Source organism: Sorangium sp. So ce362 (assembly GCF_051519845.1).
Lineage (GTDB): Bacteria > Myxococcota_A > Polyangia > Polyangiales > Polyangiaceae > Sorangium.
The window spans coordinates 2573577-2595180 of record NZ_CP150332.1 but is presented as its reverse complement, the minus strand read 5'-3'; the positions used below and the strand labels follow the sequence as shown (position 1 = coordinate 2595180).

The following is a 21604-nucleotide window of genomic DNA, read 5'->3' as shown; positions in this document are numbered from 1 at the left end:
ATGCAGGCCGCGCCGCGCCTCGCCGAGCTGACGACGGCGGAGCTCGCCGCGCTCCTGTCGGCCGGCGCCCCGTGCGTCGCGCTCGTCCCGGTCGGGTCGGTGGAGCCGCACGGCCCGCACCTGCCGCTCGGAACGGACACGCTCATCGGCGAGGCCGCGGCCGAGCGGGCGGGCCGCCGGCTGTGGGAGCGGGGCGTCGCCGCGCTCCTCGCGCCGCCCGTCGGCTATGGCGTCACCGACTTCGCGGCGGGCTTCGCCGGAGCGATCTCGATCCCGGCGCCCGCGCTCACCGCCTTCCTGCGTGCTGTCGCGGAGGCCCACCTGTCGGCCGGCCTGTCGCACGTTTGCTTCATCAACAACCACCTCGAGCCGGAGCACGACCGCGCGGTGCGCGCCGCCGCGAGCGGCCTGCCCCCGGGCCGCGCGTCGGTGGCCTGCCCGCTCGCGCGCCGCTGGGCGCGGACGCTCTCCGCCGAGTTCCGGAGCGGCGCCTGCCACGCCGGACGTTACGAGACATCGCTCGTCCTCGCCGCGACCCCCGCGCTCGTCCGGGCGGACATCGCCCGGGACCTGCCGGATCTCGAGTTGAGCCTGGCGGAGGGCATCAAGGCAGGGGTGAAGAGCTTCCGCGAGCTGGGTATGGACGCCGCGTACACCGGCGCTCCGCGCGAGGCCTCCGAGGACGAGGGCCGCGCGCTGCTCGATCTCCTCGCGACGATGATCGTCACGGAGGTCGAAGAGGGCCTCACCACGGCCGCCAGCCACGATCCCGCGCCCGGACAAGGCGACCCATAGGCCGCGGCAGGTGCGCCAGATGGGCCGACAAGCAGCCTGAGCAGGCAGGTGGGCAAACAGGCAGGCAGGTAGGCGGAACCAAGCTTCTCTGCGCCTACGCCATCCGCTCATACCTGTTGACCGGCAAAATCGGCCATCAGCCCTCGCGACCGGCGGGACCGTGGCGAGCTGAGCAGAAGCAGAAGCAGAGGCGGCTGAGCAGGCGGAGGAGAACGTCGCCAACGTCGCCGACGTCGCCGATCATGCGTCCGCGGCGCTGGACAACCACGAGGAGACCGAGCAATAATGTAGATTTTGTGCCGATGTCACGAGTGACCCCAACAGGTTTTTGACGACGAATATCGATTCGCAATTGACGCATTCCGCTCAACGCCGTACAACGGTATCGTTTTCCTCGCGCGCCATTCAACGCCAGAACGATCCGAGGGCTGACCTGATGAAGGTGATGCTTTACGGCGCGCAGGCAGATGATGGCTTTGCAGGTGCGCTCTCTGGCGCTCCTGCGCGACGGCATCACATGTGGCCTCGCGGGCGGAGCACGCCCGACGACGCGGATCGGAGAGCATCATGAGGAATCGGACGTTCGTCAAAGGGTCTCGGCATCTGCTCCTTGCCTCGTTCGCCGCCGCCTCCGGCGCGGCGCTCGCCGGGTGCGTCGGCGCAGAGGACGCGGGCAGCGAGCTGCTCGGTGAGGCGCAGCAGGCGGCGACGGTCTGTGTGACGCTCAAGCGCACCGGGACGACAGGCGTGATCAAAGACGCGATGATCCAGGAGTCCTTGCCCAAGGACCGGCAGAACGACGCCAACATGTACGCCGGCGCGGAGAGCAACGGCAAGCGCCTGTATTCGCTGATCGGGTTCGACCTCTCGTCGATCCCCGCCGACGCCGTCATCACCTCGGCGGACCTCTTCGTTCACATGGGCTCCGCGGCCCAGGAGGTGATGAGCGCGCACCGGATCACGACGGCCTGGGAGGAGAGCACCGTGAGCTGGAACACGCACGCGGAAGCGTGGGTCGATGCGACTAAGCCTGAAGGTGAACGCAGCAACCTGGGGACCCTCACGGCGAGCGCCGGGTACTCCTACAGCTACCACTCGCTCAGCCTCACCGCACTCGTACAAAGCTGGGTGAACGGCACCTACACGAACCACGGAATCCTCTTCGAGCAGACCACGAACCGCACCCACATCAGGGCGAGCGAGAACGCCGCGCTGGAGCGGCGGCCGTATCTCGAGGTCTGCTATGACAGCGCCACGGGCACCGGCTCGACCACCACGACGAGCAGCTCGACGACGGCCTCCAGCTCCAGCTCGACGACGGCCTCCAGCTCCAGCTCGACGACGGCCTCCAGCTCCAGCTCGACGACGGCCTCCAGCTCCAGCTCGACGACGGCCTCCAGCTCCAGCTCGACCACAACCACCACAACGTCGGGCTCTGGCGGTGAGGGCGGCTCGGGTGGTGGCACCGGTGGCTCGGGCGGGGTCGGCGGCGGTGGTGGCGGCGTGCCTGGCCCGCCGATCAGCTGCGCCAGCAACACGCCGGGCGCCGGCGAGAACTGCGGCGTGAACGGGAACGATGATTGCTGCTCGACGCTCCCGGTCCCTGGGGGCACGTTCAACCGGCTCAACAACGCGGGCCTGCCGGCGACGGTCAGCGACTTCTATCTCGACAAGTACACGATCACGGTGGGGCGCTTCCGGCAGTACATCGCGCAGACCGGCGGCCCGACGCAGGCCAACCCGCCGCCCGCCGGCTCGGGCGCCCACCCGAAGATCCCGAACAGCGGCTGGGACCCGTCGTGGAACTCGCAGCTCGCGGCCGACACGAGCGCGCTCAAGTCGGCGCTCATCTGCGATCCGTATGGCTGGCCGTCCTGGAGCAACACCCCGGGGGCCAAGGAGCACAAGCCGATCGTCTGCGCGAACTGGTTCGAGCTGTTCGCGTTCTGCGCGTGGGACGGCGGCCGGATGCCGACCCAGGCGGAGATCAACTACGCGTCTGCCGGCGGCGACGAGCAGCGCATCTATCCCTGGGGCGGCACGAGCGTCGAGGACATCGAGATCGACGACGCCTCGTGGTGCTGCCAGGGCGACGGGAGCGTCGCTGGCTCCTGCAAGATGTCGTATCCCTCGCTCTACCCGTGCAGCCAGACGGACCTCACCGACGTCGGCAAGTTCCCGAACGGCGCCGGGCGGTGGGGCCACATGGACCTGGCCGGCAATGCGTACAAGGCCACCCGCGACGGATCGGATATCTATCAGCTGCTCACGCCCTGCAACGACTGCTCGCGGCTCGACAACAACTCCGTCGCGCGCTTCATGCATGGCGGCAGCTTCCTGGCCGCCGGGTTCAAGCAGACGACGGACTACCAGGTCTCCTACGCGAGCAACTCGCGCCGCTACTACGTCACGGCCACGTGCGCGCGCGATCTGTGAGCTGAGGCCCTCCGGGCGCGGGTCCGCCGCGCCCTCCCTCCCCCGCCGCCGGCCGCGCCCTGGAGCGCCAGGCGAGCGCCTCCGCCGGCGAGGCGCTCGCTCGCGGCCCCGCGCGCGGTTCGCGGCTCCCCTCTTGAACTTGGCCCTCGCCCGCGCCTCCTGGTACGCGCGCTCCATGCGCGTGAGAGGCTTTCTCCTGCTGCCAGCGGTTGCGCTCTCGACGCTGAGCGCGAGCTGCCCGCGCCCTGCCTCCGAGCCGACGGCGGCGTCCCCGGCCCCTGCGCCGGCGTCCGCTGTCACCGCGCCGCTCGTCGTGGCGGTGCCCGCCGTCGCTGCCCCGGCGCCCTCCGCCGCCGCGGAGGACGCCGCGCTGACCGGCGCGGGCGCCGTGGTGACACCGCCGCCCGCGGACGCCGCGACGCCGGGCGGAGACCCGCTCGCCTTGAAGGAGCTGCCGCCGGAGCTCGTCGATGACGGATCCGACAAGCTGCCCGAGCTGGATCCGCCCCCGGCCACCTCGCCGACGGTGGCCGAGGAGGTCCACGAGCTCGCGAGCATCGCCCGGGAGACGTGGATCTTCGCCGAGCCGCGCTGGACCGGCCGGCGCATCGGGTACCTGCGCGCCGGCGCCGTGGTCGCGCGCCGGCCCGAGCCATCCGGCAGAGAGTCGTGCGCCGGGGGCTGGTACCGCATCGAGCCGAACGGCTACGTCTGCATTGGCGCCAGCGCGACGCTCAACATTCACGACCTCGCGGTCGAGGCCTCGTCGCGCCGTCCGGTCCGCCGGTTCGCTTCGCCCGCCTTACTGGACGTCCGCGGCGAGGTCGCACCGGCAGCGATGCAGGGCGGCGATACCGCGCCGGCCGCTCTCCAGACGGGCGATACCGCGCCGGCCGCTCTCCAGACGGGCGATAACGCGCCGGCCGCTCTCCAGATGGGCGATACCGCGCCGGCCGCTCTCCAGACGGGCGACACGGCGCCGGAGGCGCGCGACATCACGGCCCTGCTCGGCGGGCTGCCCTACACGTACGTGATGTCCCGCTCCCCCACCCCGCCGCTCTATGCGCGCCTGCCGAGCGAGGACGAGCAGCGCAGCGCCGAGCCCGATCTCGCCGCGCACCTGCTCCGCGCCGCGACCGCCGCCCGCGCGCCGGACTTCGTCGCGCCGCCGCCCCTCGACGCGACCCCCTCGGTCCTGCTCTACGGCCGTCCGGCGCCCGGGCTCGCCGGCGACCGCCGAGCGCCCGACGCGCTCGTCCTGGGCCGCGCCCGGACGCGCTCCGGCTTCGCGCTGCTCTCGACCTTCGAGCACGACGGGCGCCGCTTCGGCCTGACCACCGACCTCGCCGCCCTGCCGCTCGACCGCACCCGCGTCATCCGGCCGAGCGCCTTCGCCGGGCTCTTGCTCCCGGAGGGCGTCCCCCTGCCCGTCGCCTTCTCCCGGCGCCGCCACGCCGCGCGCCTCGTCCCGGGCGAGCGCGGCGGCCTCACCCGCGCCCCGCTTCGCTTCCGCGAGGCGATCCCGCTGTCCGGCGCCTCTCGGCGCGTCGGCGGCATCGATTACCACGAGGCGCGGGACGGCTCGCTCGTCCGCGCCGACGACCTCGTGCGCATCGACCCGCTCCCCAGGACGCCCGCGTGGGCGGTGCGCGGGCGCAAGTGGATCGACGTCTCCATCAACCAGCAGAGCCTCGTCGCGTACGAGGGCACCCGCCCTGTCTACGTGACCCTCGTCTCGGCCGGGGCGGACGGCCTCGGCGACCCCGAGACGACGCGCTCGACGATCCAGGGCCTGTTCCGCATCCACACGAAGCACGTCACGGTCACGATGGATGGCGACGAGGAGGAGGAGGATCCGTTCGATTTCCGCGACGTGCCGTTCGTCCAGTACTTCACCGGGGGCTTCGCGTTCCACGCCGCCTACTGGCACGACGATTTCGGCACCCCGCGCAGCCACGGCTGCGTGAACCTCTCGCCGCTCGACGCCGCCTGGCTGTTCGAGTGGACGACCCCCGAGGTGCCGGCCGACTGGCACGGCGCGCTCTCGCTGCGGAAGGGCACGCTCGTCTCCATCCGTCCGTGAGCCGGTCCATCCGCCCGTGAGCCGCGGCGCTCGCCGGCGCTGTGCCCCTTCCGTCTTCCGCGCCGTTCGAAGGCACGCTACACGCTGGCTCCATGGCCACGCAGGAGCCCCTCTCGCTCGATCAGCTCATGGCGATCGATCCGCTGCTCTCCGACGAGGAGCGCATGGTCCGCGACGCCGTCCGTCGCTTCGTGCGCGAGCGGTACCTCCCGCGCGCCGCGAGCCTGTTCGCCCGGGAGGAGTTCGCGACCGACCTGATCCCCGAGATCGCCGCGCTCGGCCTGCTCGGCGGCTCGCTGACCGGCTACGGCTGCGCCGGCATGAACTCTGTCGCTTACGGCCTCGCGCTGCAGGAGCTCGAGTACGGCGACAGCGGCCTGCGCAGCTTCGTCAGCGTCCAGGGCTCGCTGGCGATGTATCCGATCTGGAAATACGGCTCCGAGGAGCAGAAGCAGCGCTGGCTGCCGGGGATGGCCGCCGCCGAGCTGATCGGCTGCTTCGGCCTGACCGAGCCCGACAGCGGCTCGGATCCGAGCTCGATGAAGACGCGCGCCCGGAAGGACGGGAGCTCTTATGTGCTCACGGGCACGAAGATGTGGATCACGAGCGCGCCGATCGCGCACCTCTGCGTGGTGTGGGCGAAGGTGGATGACGGAGGGGCCGAGTCGATCCGCGGCTTCGTGGTGGAGCGGGGGATGAAGGGGCTGGAGACGCCGCTCATCCACGGCAAGATGAGCCTGCGCGCGAGCCCGACGGGCGAGATCGTCCTGAACGAGGTGCGCGTCCCGGAGGAGAACGTGCTGCCGGGGGTGGTCGGTCTGAAGGGCCCGCTCGGCTGCCTGACGCAGGCGCGCTTCGGGATCGCGTGGGGCGCGCTCGGCGCCGCGCGCGCCTGCTACGAGACCGCCGTCTCCTATGCGCGCGAGCGCGTCCAGTTCGGCCAGCCGATCGCGTCGCGGCAGCTCATCCAGGCGGAGCTCGTGGAGATGGCGACCGAGATCGCGAAGGGGCAGATCATGGCGCTGCATTTCGCGCGGCAGAAGGACGCCGGCGGGATCAGCCCGGTGCAGGTCTCCCTCTGCAAGCGGAACAACGTGGGCTGGGCGCTCAAGATCGCGAGGACCGCGCGCGGCATCCTCGGCGCCAACGGGATCCTGCTCGATTACCCGGTCGTCCGGCACATGCTCAACCTGGAGAGCGTGTACACGTACGAGGGCACCGACGAGGTGCACTGCCTGATCCTCGGGAACGCGATCACGGGGCACAACGCGTTCTGAGGGGGGTTAGCCCCGCGCGCCTATCCCGTCTTCCCCGGCGCCTTGCGCCGCAGCCCCACCAGGAAGAGCTCCACGCTGTTCGAGCGCGTCCCCTCGGGCCGGATGCTCCGGACCTCCTCGCACAGGTTCCGCAGCGCGTCCCGGGCCTTCACGAAGTCCTCGCTCATGAAGATCTTGCCGACGAACGCGCCGCCCGGCGCGAGCAGCGCCTCGGCCACGGCCACGGCGCGCATGAACAGCTCGTAGCTCCGGGCCTGGTCGGCGATCTTGCTGCCGCTCGTCGAGGGCGCCATGTCCGACAGCACAACGTCGTACGGCGCGAACTGCGCCAGCGCCTCGTTCGTCAGCGACAGCGCGTCCCCCTGCACCACCGTCGCCTGCGGGCCGAACGCCGCGGTGATCGGCGAGAGATCGACCGCGAGCAGCTTGCCCGCCGCGCCGATCCGCTGCGCCGCGTACATCGACCACGAGCCGGGCGCCGCGCCCAGGTCGAGCACGCGCTGGCCGGGGCGGAGCAGCCGCACCCGGCGATCGATCTCCTCGAGCTTGAAGACGCTGCGCGCAGGATAGCCCTGCGCCTTCGCCGCCTTCGTGAAGGCGTCGGGGCGCTGGTACGGGTTCCTGGACTTCGGCGGCACGGGAGGACCGGAGGGCTCCGCCGGCGGGACGCGCGCGCGCGCTCAGCGGCGCGCGCGCTCCACCGAGCGGCCGGGGCTCAGCCCATCTTCTTCTTGCCGGTCGGCTGCACCGGCTTGGGGAGACCCTTGCCGCCGCGCTTCTTCACGGCGCCACGGATCGTGACCACCTGGTTCTTCGGGCCGGGGACGGGGCCCTCGATGAGGATGAGGTTGTCCTCGGGGAGGAGCTTCGCGATCTTGAGGTTGAGCGCGCTCACCGTCTCGTCGCCGTAGTGGCCGGGCATCTTCAGGCCGGGCAGCGTGCGGCCGGGGGTCATGTTCGTACCGATCGAGCCGCCGTGGCGGAAGTACTCGTGGGTACCGTGCGAGCTGACCGCGCCGGCGAAGCTCCACCGGCGGATGACGCCGCTGAAGCCGCGGCCGCGCGAGCGGCCCTGCGCGTCCACGCGCTGGCCGACCTCGAAGATCTCGTCCACCTTGAGCGCCTGCCCGAGCTCGTACTTCGCCGCGTGCTCGGGGCTGCAGCGCAGCTCGCGCACGACGCGCTTCGGCGTCTGCCCCGTCTTCTTGAAGGCGCCGGCGAGCGGCTTCGTCGTGTGCCGCTCCGCCCGCTCGCCGAGGCCGAGGATGAGGGCGCTGTAGCCGTCCTTCTCGAGCGTGCGCTTGCCGATGACGACGCAGCCCGCCTGCACGACCGTGCAGCGCAGGACCTCGCCCGTCTCGCTGAAGATCTGCGTCATGCCGATCTTCTTGCCGATGATGCCGGGATGCTGATTCATGATGCGATTGCCTCTTCGCTCCGTCTGGGGGTGGCTCGGACTGGCTCCGCGCGCGCAGCGCGCCGCGAGCACGATCCCCTCGGCACGCCTCTGTACGAGCCGGTTCGGAGCGAAGAACCGGGGCGGTCGCCCGCCGGGTGCGTTGGGGGGCGCAGAGCTTACCCACGGCAACCCCAAAGGGAAGCGAAAGTTTCGGCTTCTGACGTGATCCAGATCACATATCCACGTCTGGTGTGATTTTTATCACAACAAAAGCCGCTTGGACATTGTCCGTCTCAGCGGACATTTCCTGACTCTCCGCGGCGTCGCCGAACCGGGAAGTAGGCCTCAAATTCCGACGTCGGAGGTCATGGATGACAGACATCATCGCTCACGGTGAGCCGCGCGACGTCGAGCGCCTCATGGAACGTTGCTTGTTTCTGCTGAGAGGCGGCGGGCCCGGCGCCGGCGAGGACGGCGCGGGCGTGGCCGGCACGCAGGTGGTCCGTGACGGCGAGTTCGTCGTGGTGAGCATCGAGGCGACATGGCTCGGATGGCCCGAGGGGACGCTGCTCTTCAGGTTCAGGTCGGAGTCGGCGCCCTGCGTCGCGTGCGTGGAGCGCGCGGCCGCGTTCGCCCGCCACCGGACGAGCGGCATGCTCGCCGCGAGCGACGTGCGCGAGATGCTCCGCTTCGCCGTGGCCCGCTGCGCCGCCTCGGGCATCGACCTGGCCCACACCGGCGCGCCGGCGGCGCGCGAGGCTGGCTCCCCCGGCGAGCCGGGCCGCGCCGAGGCGCCCGCCTCCGGGACGCGCCGCGCCGCGCGGGACGCGGGCGGCGGCGCGAGGCGCTACGACGCCGAGCTCTGGCTCATCCTCTGACGGTTCCGCGCGACGCCGCGCCCCGGACGAGGGCGCGGCCGCGTCACGAGCCGACCACGTTGATGGTCGCCTTGATCATCGCCATCCAGCACTGAAGCACCATCTTCCCTTCCTTCTCCGGGGTGACGGCCACCTCGACCTGCGTGTTCAGCGGCAGGTCCTTCTCGATCTTCAGATCCGGAATCGCGATCGCCTTCAGACACTCGCTCTTCGTCGTCCGGGTGAAGCGCAGCACCACCGGCTCCCCCTTCTTCAGCTCGATGGTCGACGGGGAGAAGCCGCTGTCGTTGACGGCGATGTCGACGCGCTTGACGTTCGCCGGCGCGGCGAGCTCCGCGGCCGCCACCACCTTCGTCTCCTCGGCCGCCGCCGCCTTCGTCTCCTCGGCGGGCTTGCTGCAAGCGAGGCCGGCGAGCGGCGACAGGGAGAGGGCAAGCGCGGCGATGAGGAGCGGACGACCCATGGTCCGCGCGTTCTTACCCAGCGGAAAAGGGACGTCAAGCCGCCCTCCCCGGCGTCCGCCCGGGGCGCGCTCGAGGCCCGGGCCCCGGGCACGCACGAAAAGGCGCAGGCGGGCGCGCCGCGGCAACGGCCGGTCAGACGTGGCGGCCCGAGAGGATCTGCAGAATCGACGAGAACAGGTTGATGAAGTTGAGGTAGAGGTCGAGCGCGCCGCCGACAGGGTCCTCGTCGTCCGAGTGGAGCAGACGCGACGTGTTGTAGAGTACATATCCCCCGAACACGAGGACCGACACGCTGGCGATCGCCAGTCCGAGGAGCGTGCTCCCGAGCAGGACGTTGAGCAGCATGGCGCCGAGGACGACCATGGCGCCCATCACCAGCCCGCTGGCCAGGAACGACAGGTCCTCCTTCGAGAGGAAGACACCGAGCGTGAGGCTGCCGAACGTGAGGACCGTCAGGATGAAGGTGTCCCGCACCGGGGCCGACGACAGGGTGCCGCCGAGGCCCGCGGCGACCTGGGCCATGTAGAGCGCAGGCGCCATGGTGACGCCGAGGATGGCCGCCATCCCGAAGAGCGCGAGGACGTTGACGCCGGGGACGCGGCGCACGGCGCGGGCGCCGAACATCACGCCGAACACGACGCCCATCGACAGGATCGGGTGAGCCGCGAAGAGCTCGATCACCGGCGGCATCGCGCCCCCCGGGGCCGCCTCGTCCGCGTCCGGCGCCCCGATGTACAGCGCGCACATGGCGCCCAGCGAGGACACGACCAGGCTCGCAGTGAAGAGCCCATACACCTTCTTGAGGAAGTCGATCCGCAGCGCCGCTTTCGGGTTGGCCGGTGCCCCGGCCACGTACGACCCCGCCTGGCGTGAACTCATCTGCTGCGCTCCTCCTTCAAGTTGATCGCCGCGGCTGCGCGATCGTCTAGTCGTGCACCATTCGCCACGGACGCGCAACACCGCCGCGGCGCGGCCCCAAAAATGTCCGCCATCCACGAAAAATCACACCCCATGACGCGCTGCCCACCCACCTACCACCTACCTATCCGCGCGGCGCGGGCGGCGGCGGGGCGTGAACGGCGCGCCGCCGGCCCGAGGAGGACCTCGCCCGAGGGGCGCCCCGGCGGGGTGTCGGGTCCGCGAGGCCACCGGCCATCGCGCGGCCTTCGCATCACGAGCCGCCGGGGACGCTTCGCCTTGGTTTCATGCTGCGCCGACGACGTGGGCCGCTCGACCCGTCAGGTTGTCGCGCGCAGCACGCTCGTGTACGGAAGGACAAAGGACAGCGCCAGATCACGACGGCGTCGCGCCGGGCCAGGAGGACGAGGGGTCATGAACGTTACGACGATCGCCGTCGCGGAGGTCGAGCCAGCGACGGCGCCCTTGCCGGGGTTCGAGAGCGAAGCTGCCGTGCAAAGCCTGCTGGTCTCGCCGATCGAGGCCACCTACCGTCACCGGCTGCCGCTCGTGGGACGCACGGATCTGCACCCGCTCGTCCAGGCGGCCTATACCGCCTTCACCCGGCGCTATCCCCTCGTGATCTCGCCCGACGTGATCTGGTTCTGCCTGGCGCGCGGCTTCACGCTCCACCTCGCCGCGAACAACGAGCAACGGCGCCGCTTCCTCGCAGAAGATCACCCTTTCGAGCTCGTCGTCGAGCGGCCGGACTTCACCCTCGGCGAGGTGAACCCGTGGCCCGCATTGTTTCCGGACTTCTCCAGGCAGGTTTCGGCGCGGGTCGGCCCGCTGCGGGATCTCGTGGCAGGCAATTTCTCCACCACGGGTCCTGTCGAGCGGGTGTCGTCGGAGCTCACGGTGGCGACCCCGCTCGCGCCGCACTTCGACTGGGAGCCGCCGTTTCCGGGCGATCTCGCGCGCCCGCAGCGCGGCATCCCGCGCGTGTACCTGCTCGGCACCTCCGATGACTGGCGCTGGGTGCGCCAGCGCGTGGCGATGCTCGGCGCCGTCGGGCAGGAGCGCTGGACGCGCGCCCTCCTGCCCGTGCTCGACCAGATCGCCGCCTCCTCGGAGGGGCGCGCCGACAGGGCGTTCTGGCGCGCCTTCTTCAGGTACGAGAACCCGGCGGACGAGATCACCGGGTGGATCCACGTGCTGTTTCCCTACCTGCGCGCCTGGCCCAACGACTACTTCGCCCCGAACCCCTATATCGAGGCCTGGCACGAGCGATGGCTGAAGGCGGAGGCCCGCAGCGACGCGCTCGGGAGGCTGGGCAACCCGCAGGGGCCCGGGCTCTCCGAGCTGCCGCCCGGCCTGACGAGCGCCCAGCTGCGCTTCGTCGACCGGGGCCGCCGCGCGCACCGCATGGAGTTCATCAGCGGCCTGATCGGCGTCACGCAGGACCCGCACTCGCTCGCGCTCCTCCCCGAGTTCGCGTGGGCCGTCGTGCACCAAGCAGCCGAGTCGATCGCCGAGCGCGCCGCCGCGGCCTCCTGAGCCGCGTGGCACGCGCATGGCGCATGGCGACCGACCGCGCGCCGTGCGGGAGGGCGCGGCGAGCGGTTCGGCATGGACGGCCGGCTCACCGTGACCTAGGATAGGGCGCTCGCGACGGGGCGACGCCATGCGCCGTTCATCACGCTCGACACGGAGGCTCCAGTGCCCGGAGGCAAGTTCGCTCTCCTCGAAGTACCGGATCTGAATGGCGGACAGCCGTCGTACCTGCGCCTCGGGGCGGCCGCGCCGCTCGGCGAGAGCGCGGGCGACGACCTCGCGGAGCGGATTCAGACCTTCACCGACGACACGCGAAAGCGCGACGGCTCGCCCGACTTCGTGCCCGAAGGCGAGCGCCAGGCCGAGACGGCGAAGCTGCACACGAAGGGCGGCTGGCGCGACCACTCGGACGGCAACCGGATCTCGACGACCCGGGGCGACAAGGTCGAGGTGATCGGGGGGAATTACCGCCTGCTCATCCTCGGCCACGGCGACGGGAAGACCCAGGCCGGCTGGGACATCTCGGGAGGGCACCTCACCGAGGTGAGCGAGACCTTCGGCGGCGGCACCACCATCGAGTGGGTGCAGAACTACGGCGGGACGTGGAAGGTGGTCGAGACGACCATCAAGGGCGAGGTGCACACCACCTACCACGGCGATGTCTACGACACGTATTACGGCAAGCTCAAGCAGAGCCAGACCGGCACGGACACGTTCCCCACGCTGCAGGTCGCCGACGACTACCTCGACGACACGAACCCGCCCTCGCCCCAGGCGATCCCCACCGAGAACCCCGAGATCATCGACAAGACGTGGGCGAAGAGCATCTCGTCCTATACCGGCTCGGAGAAGCTGCCGGTGCCCACGATCACGAACGAGACCTGGGCGGAGGTGATGGTCTCGACGACGAACGCCACGTCGATGACCGACGAGACGACCGTCAAGGAAGCGTCGATCTCCACCATGAAGGCCGAGTCGATCACGTCCTCCACCACGGTCGACGGGACCATGGAGGACACGACCCAGGCGAAGACGATCAGGAACAAGACAACGGCGGACAAGATCATCTCCGAGACCCGCGCCGACACCGAGGACGATATGTACGGCGACGCCGACTCGTACACGCAGGGCAACAGCAAGACCGTCGTCGATGGGATCGAGACGACGATCAACCTCGGCGTTGTGAACGAGGTCGTCCTCGGGGCGATGATCGAGACGACGCTCGGCGGGGAGGTGACGTTCACGGCCGGGGGCTCCCTCGACGTGACCGTCGGCGCCAAGGTGGAGCTCAGCATGACCGCGAGCGTCGACTTCTCGGTCGGTCCCAAGCGCGAGCTGGGGACCACCGGGGTGGAGCTCCACCTCAGCAAGACGGAGGTCTCGCTCACGAACAAGGTCATCTCGCCGTTCAACCTCTTTTTCTGAGGGCGCGAGCGGCGAGCACGACGCTCCACGCGCCCACCGGATGACGGAGCTCCCATGGCCGGCGATGGCAAGTACGGTATCCTCCATGTCCCCGATTTCGGCGACGGCATGTCGTCGTACCTCCGCGTCGGCGCGACCCCGGACGACGACAACACCTGGCGGGACGAGACCGACGGCAACCGGATCACGACCACCCGGGGCGACAAGATCGAGGTCATCGGGGGCACCTACTCGATGAAGGTCCTCGGCCGCCGGGCCTTCAAGGCCACCACGGAGGTGGAGGAGGGGCGGATCAAGGAGGGCGGCATCACCTTCCAGGGGCGGAGCGATATCGAGTTCGTGAAGGGCGCCCGCGGCCAGAGGAAGATCCGCGAGACGACCGTGAAGGGCGAGGTGCACTCGACCTACCACGGCGACTCCTTCGAGTACCATTACGGCCCCAAGCTGGTGAGCCGCACCGGCCACGAGGACACGCCGACCCCGATCGAGGATTACCCGTCGGTGATGACGGAGAACCCCACGATGATCGCCAGGACGTGGGCGAAGAGCATCTCGTCCTATACCGGCTCGGCGAAGCTGCCCGTGCCCTCGATCAAGGAAGAGACCTGGGCCGAGACGATGGAGTCGACGACCCACGTCAAGACGATGACCGACGAGACGACCGTCAAGGGACCGTCGAAAGAGGCCATGAAGGCCGGGTCGATCACGTCCACCACCACGGTCGAACAGACCCTCTCGGATACGACCAAGGCCGGGACCATCAGGAACAAGACAACGGCGGACAAGATCATCTCCGAGACGCGCGCCGACACCGAGGACGAGATGTATGGAAACGCCGACTCCTACACGCAGGGCAACAGCAAGACCGTCGTCGACGGGATCGAGACAACGATCAACCTCGGCGTGGTGAACGAGGTCGTCCTCGGGGCGATGATCGAGGCGACGCTCGGCGGGGAGGCCACGCTGTCGATCGGGGCCACGGTCGACGCGACGTTCGGGCTGAAGGCGTCCATCAGCGTGACCGCGACCCTCGAGGCCAGCGTCGGCCCCAAGCTCTCGATGGGGCCGGCGCGGGAGAAGGTGTCCCTGGACCGGAGCAAGGCCGCGCCCGTCCGCACGAATATCTCGGCGGCCCACCTCATCGTGTGATGCCCGAGGAGCGGCGAGCCCACGAATGGCGAACAAGAACCTCACCCCCTTCCTCTTCGGCAGCAAGGTCACCTCGCGGAGGCCGCCCCAGCCGGAGATGACCCTGATCGTCCGGGCGAAATTCACGCTCAGGCCCGGAGCGCCGCTCTCCCTGCCCGAGGGCCACCCGGTGCTCGCGCAGGAGACGCTGCGGGGCAACGTGTTCGACGACGACGATCACGACCAGACCGGCGAGTGCCTCTATCCGAGCGATCTCGCGGACTACAAGCCTCACGCCGACGTGCTCTTGCTCGGCACGTGCCACACGCCGGGCAAGGCGCGCGTGACCGAGTGTCCTGTGCGGTTCGGCGTCGGGTCCTGGTCGAAGATCCTGCGCGTGGTCGGCGAGCGCGTGTGGATGGATGGCCTGCTCGGGCCGGCCATGAGCGATCCGGTGCCGTTCGAGCGGATGCCGCTCGGCGACCGGCACAGCTTCGGGGGGCCCGGACACCCGCTGAACCCGGTGGGCAAGGGCCACGGGACGCGCGAGCTCCCCAACGTCGAGGGCGCGGACGATCTCCTGCTGTCGCGCTCGGATCGGCCGGCGCCCGCGGGCTTCGGGCCCCTGTCCCCGAACCGCCCCGACCGGCGCGCGAAGGTCGGGAAGAACTACGGCAAGGCGTACCGCGAGAAGCGCGCGCCGTACTACGCCGACGACCTCGACTGGACCTACTTCAACGCAGCCCGGCCAGACCAGCAGCTCCCCTACCTGCGCGGCGACGAGGAGCTCCTGTTCCAGAACCTCCACCCGGACACGGAGGTGTTCCGGTCGCGGCTGCCGGGGCTCCGGATCCGCGCCTTCGCGAACGACGCGGAGCGCGGGTTCCGCGAGGTGCCGATGCACCTCGACACGCTCCTCGCCGACCTGGACAGAGAGGCCCTGTTCCTCACCTGGCGAGGCCTCACGGAGGTGGCCGACGACGACCTGTCGCCCGTCACGACGCTCGTCGCCTCCGAGCCGCTCGACGCGCCGCCGCTGCCCGAGGCGCACTACCGGGAGATCCTCGCGCGGTTCGAGGCCGATCCGCTCGAGATCGAGGCGCAGATCTCGCCGGAGCTCAAGGAGGAGTGGAAGGCGCTGCAAGCGCTGCAACGGAAGGGCGACGAGGCGGCGACGCCGCCGGACGCGTCGGGGCTCGACCCGCTGTCGGCGATGCTCAAGGCGCGGCTCGGCGACGTGGCCAGGCCGCAGCAGGACAAGATTCGCCGGGCGATGGCCGCGCTCGCGGGCGTCGCGGTGCCGGGGGGGAAGGTCCTCGGCGGCGTCATCGCGGAGGCGCTGCGCCACCTGCCGAAGGCTTCCCAGGCGCTTCCGCCGCCGCTCGCCGAAGCGGCGCCGATGGTGACGGACGCGGCGCTCCGGACGGCCTTCCGGAGGGTCGCGCGGGCCGTGGAAGAGGCGAAGTCGCTGGCGGCCGCGCGCGGAGCGCCGGTCCCGGCGCTCGCGGCGTGGGACAAGCTCGTCGGCGATCCGAAGCTCGCGTCGATGGGCCTCTCGACGGACCCGCCGCGCATTCCGGGGGAGATCGGGCCGGGGAGCGACCTCTCGGACCAGGACCTGAGCGACAAGGACCTGAGCGGCCGCGACCTCACCGGCGCGAACCTCTCCGGCGCCCTCCTCACGGGGGCCAACCTCCGGGGCGCCAAGCTCGTGCGCGCGACGCTGAAGCACGCCGTGCTGTTCGACGCCGACGTGAGGGAGGCGGACTTCACCGAAGCGGACCTGAGCGGCGCGACCCTGCAGAGCGCCTGGGCCGAGCGCGCCGTCTTCCGCGGCGCCACGCTGGAGGGCACCTCGTTCGACGGCGCGCGGCTCATGGAGGCCGATCTGTCGGGCACGCGGGGGACGCAGCTCGTGCTCTCGCGGGCGGACATGACCGGGGCCACCGCGAGAGGGGCGACGTGGGCCGTGGCGTTCCTGGAGGACACCGTGCTCGAGCGCGCGGACCTGTCGCAGGCCTCGCTCACGCGATCGTTCGTGTCGAAGGTCAAGGCGGCCTCCGCCACGTTCGCCGGCGCCACCCTCACCGGCACGAGCTTCTCCGGCTCGGACCTGACCCGGGCGGTCTTCACGGGCGCGCGGGGCGAAGGGAGCGTGTGGTTGGGCGCGACCCTCACCGGCGCGGATCTCAGCCTCGCCGTGCTGACGAGCGCCCACTTCTCGGAGGCCACCGCCGAAGGGGCGAACTTCTTCGGCGCCAACGTGCGAGGCTCCCGGTTCGACCGGGCCGACCTCACGCGCGCCGACTTCACGCGGGCGAACCTCTTCGAGGCCGACCTGCTCAGGGCGAGGGTCCCGGAGGCGAAGTTCGTCGACGCGAACCTCTACGATGCAAAATTCTACCAGACCGCGGGCTCCGGCTGCGATTTCAGGGGGGCGAACCTGAAAAAGTCGACCCTGGAGCGGGATCGATGACGCCGGACGAGCTGAAGGCGCGGGTCCAGGCGGGCGAGCCGCTCGACGGCAGGACGCTCGGCCAGATGGATCTGCGGGGCGCCGACCTCCGCAAGGCGCGGCTGCGCGGCGCGAAGCTCGGCTGGCTGCAGCTCGGCGGCGCGGACCTCTCGGGGGCCGACCTCCGCGGCGCCAAGATCGCCTGGTGCGCGCTCGGCGGCGCGGACCTGTCGGGCGCCGATCTGGAGGGGGCGGCCATCGCCCAGAGCGATCTCTCGGGCGCGAACCTGTCCGGCGCGAACCTCACGGGGATCAGCCTGGTGCGGGGCCAGCTCGGCGGGGCGAACCTGAGCGGCGCGCGGATCCAGGGGGCGAACCTGGCCGAGTCGAGGCTCGCGGGGGCGGAGCTCTCGAGGGCGACGCTGTCGAACGCGCGGCTCGACCTCGCCGACCTGTCGGGCGCGGCGCTCGACGGCGCGACCGTCTCGCACAGCTCGTTCACGAGGGCGGACCTCTCGGGCGCCTCGCTCTCGCAGGCGCGCATCGAGGGCTCGTCGTTCGCCGAGGCCAACCTGGCGCGGGCCGATTTCTCGGGCGCCGAGCTCGACACGGTGGTGTTCCTGAAGGCCGATCTCCGCGAGGCCGTGCTCCCGAAGAAGCTCACGAAGACGGTGTTCGACGGCGCGCGCCTCGGCCAGCTGGACCTCTCCGGGGCGGACCTCGCGGGCGCGGCGCTGGAGGAGATGGACTTCGCCGGGGTGAGCTTCGAGAACGCGAACCTCACGCTGTCGTCGCTCCAGGGCACGAACCTCCGGGGCGCGAGCTTCCGGGGGGCGACGCTCGACCAGACGACGCTCGCGAACTGCGATCTCACCGGCGCGGACTTCCGGGGCGCGACGCTGAGGTCGTGCATGCTGTACAGGGCGCAGCTGCCGGGCGCGGACCTGTCGGGCAAGGACCTCGAGATGGTGGTCTTCACCGAGGCCGACCTCTCCGGCGCGAACCTGTCCGGGTCGCGGCTCGTGCGCTGCATCCTGGAGGGGGCGAACCTCGCAGGCGCGGACCTGACCCGCGCGCTCGTCTCGCAGACGTCGCTGCGGACCGCGCGCGTGGAGGGCATCCTCTTCGAGAAGGCGATCTTCGATTGCGTGGACTTCTCCGGGGTGGACCTGACCCGTACGTCCCTCTCGGGACTGACCATCTCGCGGTGCTTCTTCGCGCTCGGCAACCTCTCGGGGATGGACCTCTCGGGGTGCAACCTGTCGAACTGCGATTTCACGCAGTGCAACCTGGAGCGCACCCGCCTCGAGGGCGCCATCCTGGCCAACGCGAACTTCAAGGAGGCGAACCTGCGGCACGCCATCCTGTCGGGCGCGATGGCCAAGGCCGCCTTCTTCGGCGAGAGCGTCCTCGCCGGCGCCGTGATGACGCAGGCGATGCTCCGCAGCGCGATCTTCGTGAAGGCCGATCTCACGGGGGCGAACCTCGCGGGGTCCGATGTCCGCGAGACGGTGTTCACCGAGGCCCGCGCGGCCGGGGCGCTGTTCGTGGGGGTCAAGGCGCATTACGCCGATCTCTCGCACGCGGACATCTCCGGCGCCGACTTCACCGGCGCGGACCTGACGTGGGCGAACCTGCACCACATCCGCGACGAGAAGACACGCTATCTCGACGCGAACCTCGCCACGGCGAGGCGCACGGACGTGGACCGGCTTGAGGCCGAGGCCTGGATGCCGCCCGAGCGGCGCTCGTAGAGGAGGAGCCATGTCGATGGGAGCCATGAAGGAGAGCGATCGCGCGGCGGCCGTGCGGGTGGATGGGCCGAGGGGCGAGGAGCACGCGCGCGGCGCGGAGGTGCCCAGGATCGGCCTGGCGCGGGCCGGCGTTCCGGCTGCGGACGAGGCGGGCCCGGGCAGGGCCGCGGCGCTGCCGCGGGAGTACCTGGGGCCGGCGCGGGTCACCTCGGCGGAGGCGGGCGCGATCGCGGTGGAGCTGCCGGGCGGCCAGCCGGTCGCGGTCCAGATGGCGCTCGCGCTGCCGTACGAGCCTGCCCTGGACGACACGCTGCTCGTCATCGGCAGGGACGAGGGCTACTACGCCATCGGCGTGCTCCACGGGCGGGGGCGGTCGGTCCTGTCGCTCCAGGGGGACGTGGCGGTGCACGCGCGGGAGGGCGCGCTCTCGCTGTGCGGCGACAAGGGCGTCGAGATCCGGGGGCCGGAGCTCGATGTGCAGGCCGGCAAGATCCGGATGGTGGCCGACGCCATGGTCCAGAAGTTCACGTCGGTGTACCAGCGGGTGAGCGCGCTCCTGAGCGTCCAGGCCAGCGAGTCGCACACGGTGGTGGAGAAGACCTCGTTCACGAAGGCGAAGAACGCCACGATCCTGACCGAGGAGACGGTCACGGTGAACGGCAAGCAGATCCTGCTGGGTTAGGAGGCCGCGCGATGCTCACTGCGAACAACAAGGCCGTCGGCATGAGCGCCGGTTTTCCGGACGTGTGCCTGTCGCCGGTGCTGGGCCTGTTCCCCTTCCCCAACATCAACCCGAACGGGACGCTGTTCCCGTTCTCGTTCAACGTGTGGTTATCGATGGCGCCCGCCGTGAACCAGGCGTCGACCAGCCCTCTCACGACGGGCGATCAGGCGGGCACGCTGCACCCGACGTTCATGGGGCCAGCGCGGCACATACTCGGTTATTTCCCGATCCGCATCAACTTCCTTCCGGGGACGATGCTCCTGTCCGCGAGGGTCGGTAACAACTTCAACTGCTTCCTCGGCCTGCAGGTGTTGCCGAGCCGGACCAACGTGTTCTACGCCTACAACGCGGAGAGCGCGGGCGGCGCCCGTCCCGCCGGCGCCCCGGTGCTGGCGGACCTCGATGCGCTCGTCGCTTCGCTCCATCCCTGCGGGAGCGCGTCGCCCGTCGAGAGCGCCTGGATCGGGCCGGGGATCGGCTACCTGCGGATTCGCCGCTTCTCGCTGGACGTCCCCGCCCGGGTCCACACGGCGGTGAGCGCGCTCGAGGCGGAAGGGCTGGAGACGCTCGTGCTCGATCTGCGCGACAACCCCGGAGGGGAGCTCACGGCGTTCCTCGAGCTCGCGGGCGACTTCCTGGAGCCGGGGAGCGTCCTCGCGCGGGCGATCGACGCGGACGGCGACGAGACCGTGTACCGGTCGAGCCACCGGAACCCGTGCCGCGCGCCGCTGTGGATCCTCGTGGACCGCGGGACGGCGTCGGCGGCGGAGCTCTTCGCCGGCTGCCTGCAGTGGCACGGACGGGCGGTCGTCGCGGGGGAGCGGACGTACGGCAAGGGGACGGCGCTGAAGGTGGTGGAGGATCCGGAGGAGCGCGCGCCGGTGCTCGCGCCGGCGGCGATGATGGTCCTGCCGGGCGGAGAGACGATCCACGCGACGGGCGTGCGGCCGGATGTCGAGCTCGGGGAGCCTGGGGCGGTTGCGCCAGAGGGGGCGCAACCGTCGCTCGTGCAGCTCTTCACCGGCGTGAGGCCAGATTGTGAACGCTCACACGGATGACGTCGACGCGGATCGATCCGCCGCTGCTGAGCTCGGGGGGCCAGGCGGCTGGCGCGTCGCCTCTGGAGCGGTGCGTCGAGCGAGGCGGGCGCCGCGCCGCGATCATGGGTAATGTGGATTCCAATCCGCCCGTTCGCGACTAAGCTCGCCCCCTGATGGCAGAGAAGTCTCCCCCGGAGCGGCGCGTCAAGCGAGGCGGGCGCCGCGCCGCGGTCATGGTCGATGTGGCCAAGCTTGCCGGCGTCTCGCACCAGACCGTCTCGCGGGTCCTGCACGACAGCCCCCACGTGCACAGCGACACGCGGGAGCGCGTGCTCGAGGCGATCCGCCAGCTCGACTACCGCCCGAGCTCCGTGGCGCAGGCGCTCGTCACCGGGCGCTCGCGGACGCTGGGGGTGGTCAGCTTCGACACGACGCTCTACGGCCCGGCGTCGACGCTCCACGGGCTCGAGCAGGCGGCGCACGACGCCGGGTACGGCGTCAGCATCGCCAGCGTGAAGTCGCTCAACCGCGCGCCGGTGGTGGATGCGGTGAAGTGGCTGTGCGATCACGGCGCCGACGGCATCGTGGTCATCGCCCCGCAGCGGTCGGCGGTGGACGCGCTCCGCCACGTCACCTCCAACGTGCCGCTTGTCGCTGTCGAGGGTGGGCCGGACGATTCGGTCCCGGTGGTCGCCGTCGACCAGTACGGCGGCGCGGCGGCCGCGACCCGCCATCTCCTCGACCTGGGCCATCGGACGGTGTGGCACATCGCCGGTCCGCTCGATTGGCTCGAGGCCGATCAGCGCATCGACGGTTGGCGCTCGGCGCTGGAGGCCGCCGGCGTCGAGCCGCCGCCTCTCCTGCGCGGCGACTGGAGCGCGCGCTCCGGCTACGAGCTCGCCCCGCAGCTGGCGCGCACGCCGGGCGTCACCGCCGTGTTCGTGGCCAACGACCAGATGGCGCTCGGCCTGCTCCGCTGCCTCCACGAGATCGGGCACGAGGTGCCGCGGGACCTCAGCATCGTCGGCTTCGACGACATCCCGGAGGCGGCCTACTTCACGCCGCCGCTCACCACCGTCAACCAGGACTTCTCCGAGCTCGGCCGAAGGTGCCTCCACCTGCTGCTCGGGCTGATCGAGAGCGGCGAGCGCACCGGCTCGCGCGTCGTCGTCGAGACAAAGCTGGTCCTGCGCAGGAGCACCGCCGCGCTCCGCCGGGACCGATGAGCCCACTCGAGCCTCCGGCGTAGGCCCGCCGGCCCGGCCCCCGCCGAGCCCGAGGACGGTCGCTCGCCG

General features: G+C 70.9%; 18 protein-coding genes. 13 read left to right on the top strand and 5 right to left on the bottom strand.

From position 1 onward, the window contains the following. Positions 1 to 795: a creatininase family protein gene (locus tag WMF17_RS10345; protein ID WP_437649144.1), complete on the top strand. Its 795-nt coding sequence runs from the start codon at positions 1 to 3 to the stop codon at positions 793 to 795. A gap of 136 nt (positions 796 to 931) precedes the next feature. Here the strand turns inward: WMF17_RS10345 and WMF17_RS10340 are convergent, their stop codons facing one another. After that, complete coding sequence (locus tag WMF17_RS10340) at positions 932 to 1309, bottom strand: hypothetical protein (RefSeq protein ID WP_437649142.1); 378 nt, start codon at positions 1307 to 1309, stop codon at positions 932 to 934. Positions 1310 to 1362: 53 nt separating this feature from the next. Between WMF17_RS10340 and WMF17_RS10335 the strand changes: the two genes are divergently transcribed. The 3 genes from WMF17_RS10335 to WMF17_RS10325 all read left to right on the top strand — a co-directional run bounded on the left by WMF17_RS10335 (position 1363) and on the right by WMF17_RS10325 (position 6591). Beyond that, positions 1363 to 3231, top strand: a complete 1869-nt coding sequence (locus tag WMF17_RS10335) for a DNRLRE domain-containing protein (RefSeq protein ID WP_437649140.1) — start codon at positions 1363 to 1365, stop codon at positions 3229 to 3231. A gap of 175 nt (positions 3232 to 3406) precedes the next feature. Continuing rightward, entirely contained in the window at positions 3407 to 5314 is a 1908-nt protein-coding gene (locus tag WMF17_RS10330; RefSeq protein WP_437649138.1) for a L,D-transpeptidase family protein, read from the top strand. Between the two features lie 92 nt (positions 5315 to 5406). Continuing rightward, positions 5407 to 6591: an acyl-CoA dehydrogenase family protein gene (locus WMF17_RS10325; RefSeq protein ID WP_437601811.1), complete on the top strand. Its 1185-nt coding sequence runs from the start codon at positions 5407 to 5409 to the stop codon at positions 6589 to 6591. A 20-nt stretch (positions 6592 to 6611) separates the two neighbouring features. Here the strand turns inward: WMF17_RS10325 and WMF17_RS10320 are convergent, their stop codons facing one another. After that, complete coding sequence (locus WMF17_RS10320) at positions 6612 to 7229, bottom strand: SAM-dependent methyltransferase (RefSeq protein WP_437601810.1); 618 nt, start codon at positions 7227 to 7229, stop codon at positions 6612 to 6614. Between the two features lie 77 nt (positions 7230 to 7306). Continuing rightward, positions 7307 to 8008 carry a 50S ribosomal protein L3 gene (rplC, locus tag WMF17_RS10315; RefSeq protein ID WP_437601809.1) on the bottom strand — a complete coding sequence of 234 codons (702 nt, stop codon included), beginning with the start codon at positions 8006 to 8008 and terminating at the stop codon, positions 7307 to 7309. A gap of 353 nt (positions 8009 to 8361) precedes the next feature. Here rplC and WMF17_RS10310 point away from each other — a divergent pair, with 353 nt between their 5' ends. Further along, positions 8362 to 8868, top strand: a complete 507-nt coding sequence (locus WMF17_RS10310; RefSeq protein ID WP_437601808.1) for a hypothetical protein — start codon at positions 8362 to 8364, stop codon at positions 8866 to 8868. A 43-nt stretch (positions 8869 to 8911) separates the two neighbouring features. Here WMF17_RS10310 and WMF17_RS10305 read toward each other — a convergent pair whose 3' ends face one another. Then, positions 8912 to 9331 (bottom strand): cupredoxin domain-containing protein, encoded by a 420-nt coding sequence (locus tag WMF17_RS10305; RefSeq protein WP_437601807.1) that lies wholly within the window; start codon positions 9329 to 9331, stop codon positions 8912 to 8914. Positions 9332 to 9464: 133 nt separating this feature from the next. Further along, complete coding sequence (locus WMF17_RS10300; RefSeq protein ID WP_437601806.1) at positions 9465 to 10211, bottom strand: Bax inhibitor-1/YccA family protein; 747 nt, start codon at positions 10209 to 10211, stop codon at positions 9465 to 9467. Positions 10212 to 10664: 453 nt separating this feature from the next. Here WMF17_RS10300 and WMF17_RS10295 point away from each other — a divergent pair, with 453 nt between their 5' ends. The 8 genes from WMF17_RS10295 to WMF17_RS10260 all read left to right on the top strand — a co-directional run bounded on the left by WMF17_RS10295 (position 10665) and on the right by WMF17_RS10260 (position 21535). Further along, positions 10665 to 11786 (top strand): DUF4419 domain-containing protein, encoded by a 1122-nt coding sequence (locus WMF17_RS10295; RefSeq protein WP_437601804.1) that lies wholly within the window; start codon positions 10665 to 10667, stop codon positions 11784 to 11786. A 162-nt stretch (positions 11787 to 11948) separates the two neighbouring features. Then, positions 11949 to 13208 (top strand): hypothetical protein, encoded by a 1260-nt coding sequence (locus WMF17_RS10290; RefSeq protein WP_437601803.1) that lies wholly within the window; start codon positions 11949 to 11951, stop codon positions 13206 to 13208. A 54-nt stretch (positions 13209 to 13262) separates the two neighbouring features. After that, complete coding sequence (locus WMF17_RS10285) at positions 13263 to 14357, top strand: hypothetical protein (protein ID WP_437601802.1); 1095 nt, start codon at positions 13263 to 13265, stop codon at positions 14355 to 14357. 25 nt (positions 14358 to 14382) lie between these two features. Next, the gene (locus WMF17_RS10280) at positions 14383 to 16812 is read left to right on the top strand and encodes a DUF2169 family type VI secretion system accessory protein (RefSeq protein WP_437649136.1); all 2430 of its coding nucleotides are present in this window, start codon (positions 14383 to 14385) and stop codon (positions 16810 to 16812) included. Continuing rightward, positions 16809 to 18545 carry a pentapeptide repeat-containing protein gene (locus WMF17_RS10275; protein WP_437649134.1) on the top strand — a complete coding sequence of 579 codons (1737 nt, stop codon included), beginning with the start codon at positions 16809 to 16811 and terminating at the stop codon, positions 18543 to 18545. The genes WMF17_RS10280 and WMF17_RS10275 overlap by 4 nt, the downstream gene beginning before the upstream one ends. Before the next feature lie 10 nt (positions 18546 to 18555). Beyond that, on the top strand, positions 18556 to 19227 hold the full coding sequence (locus WMF17_RS10270; RefSeq protein WP_437489133.1) for a DUF3540 domain-containing protein: 672 nt from the start codon (positions 18556 to 18558) through the stop codon (positions 19225 to 19227). 11 nt (positions 19228 to 19238) lie between these two features. Next, the gene (locus WMF17_RS10265) at positions 19239 to 20327 is read left to right on the top strand and encodes a S41 family peptidase (RefSeq protein ID WP_437601799.1); all 1089 of its coding nucleotides are present in this window, start codon (positions 19239 to 19241) and stop codon (positions 20325 to 20327) included. A 155-nt stretch (positions 20328 to 20482) separates the two neighbouring features. Then, complete coding sequence (locus WMF17_RS10260) at positions 20483 to 21535, top strand: LacI family DNA-binding transcriptional regulator (RefSeq protein WP_437601798.1); 1053 nt, start codon at positions 20483 to 20485, stop codon at positions 21533 to 21535. Positions 21536 to 21604: the final 69 nt, after the last annotated feature.

Bases quoted from the DNA above. Each gene is read 5' to 3' on its own strand.
- WMF17_RS10345 (WP_437649144.1), top strand. From the start codon at position 1: ATGCAGGCCGCGCCGCGCCTCGCCGAGCTGACGACGGCGGAGCTCGCC.
- WMF17_RS10340 (WP_437649142.1), bottom strand. From the start codon at position 1,309: ATGCCGTCGCGCAGGAGCGCCAGAGAGCGCACCTGCAAAGCCATCATC.
- WMF17_RS10335 (WP_437649140.1), top strand. From the start codon at position 1,363: ATGAGGAATCGGACGTTCGTCAAAGGGTCTCGGCATCTGCTCCTTGCC.
- WMF17_RS10330 (WP_437649138.1), top strand. From the start codon at position 3,407: ATGCGCGTGAGAGGCTTTCTCCTGCTGCCAGCGGTTGCGCTCTCGACG.
- WMF17_RS10325 (WP_437601811.1), top strand. From the start codon at position 5,407: ATGGCCACGCAGGAGCCCCTCTCGCTCGATCAGCTCATGGCGATCGAT.
- rplC (WP_437601809.1), bottom strand. From the start codon at position 8,008: ATGAATCAGCATCCCGGCATCATCGGCAAGAAGATCGGCATGACGCAG.
- WMF17_RS10310 (WP_437601808.1), top strand. From the start codon at position 8,362: ATGACAGACATCATCGCTCACGGTGAGCCGCGCGACGTCGAGCGCCTC.
- WMF17_RS10305 (WP_437601807.1), bottom strand. From the start codon at position 9,331: ATGGGTCGTCCGCTCCTCATCGCCGCGCTTGCCCTCTCCCTGTCGCCG.
- WMF17_RS10300 (WP_437601806.1), bottom strand. From the start codon at position 10,211: ATGAGTTCACGCCAGGCGGGGTCGTACGTGGCCGGGGCACCGGCCAAC.
- WMF17_RS10295 (WP_437601804.1), top strand. From the start codon at position 10,665: ATGAACGTTACGACGATCGCCGTCGCGGAGGTCGAGCCAGCGACGGCG.
- WMF17_RS10285 (WP_437601802.1), top strand. From the start codon at position 13,263: ATGGCCGGCGATGGCAAGTACGGTATCCTCCATGTCCCCGATTTCGGC.
- WMF17_RS10280 (WP_437649136.1), top strand. From the start codon at position 14,383: ATGGCGAACAAGAACCTCACCCCCTTCCTCTTCGGCAGCAAGGTCACC.
- WMF17_RS10275 (WP_437649134.1), top strand. From the start codon at position 16,809: ATGACGCCGGACGAGCTGAAGGCGCGGGTCCAGGCGGGCGAGCCGCTC.
- WMF17_RS10270 (WP_437489133.1), top strand. From the start codon at position 18,556: ATGTCGATGGGAGCCATGAAGGAGAGCGATCGCGCGGCGGCCGTGCGG.
- WMF17_RS10265 (WP_437601799.1), top strand. From the start codon at position 19,239: ATGCTCACTGCGAACAACAAGGCCGTCGGCATGAGCGCCGGTTTTCCG.
- WMF17_RS10260 (WP_437601798.1), top strand. From the start codon at position 20,483: ATGGCAGAGAAGTCTCCCCCGGAGCGGCGCGTCAAGCGAGGCGGGCGC.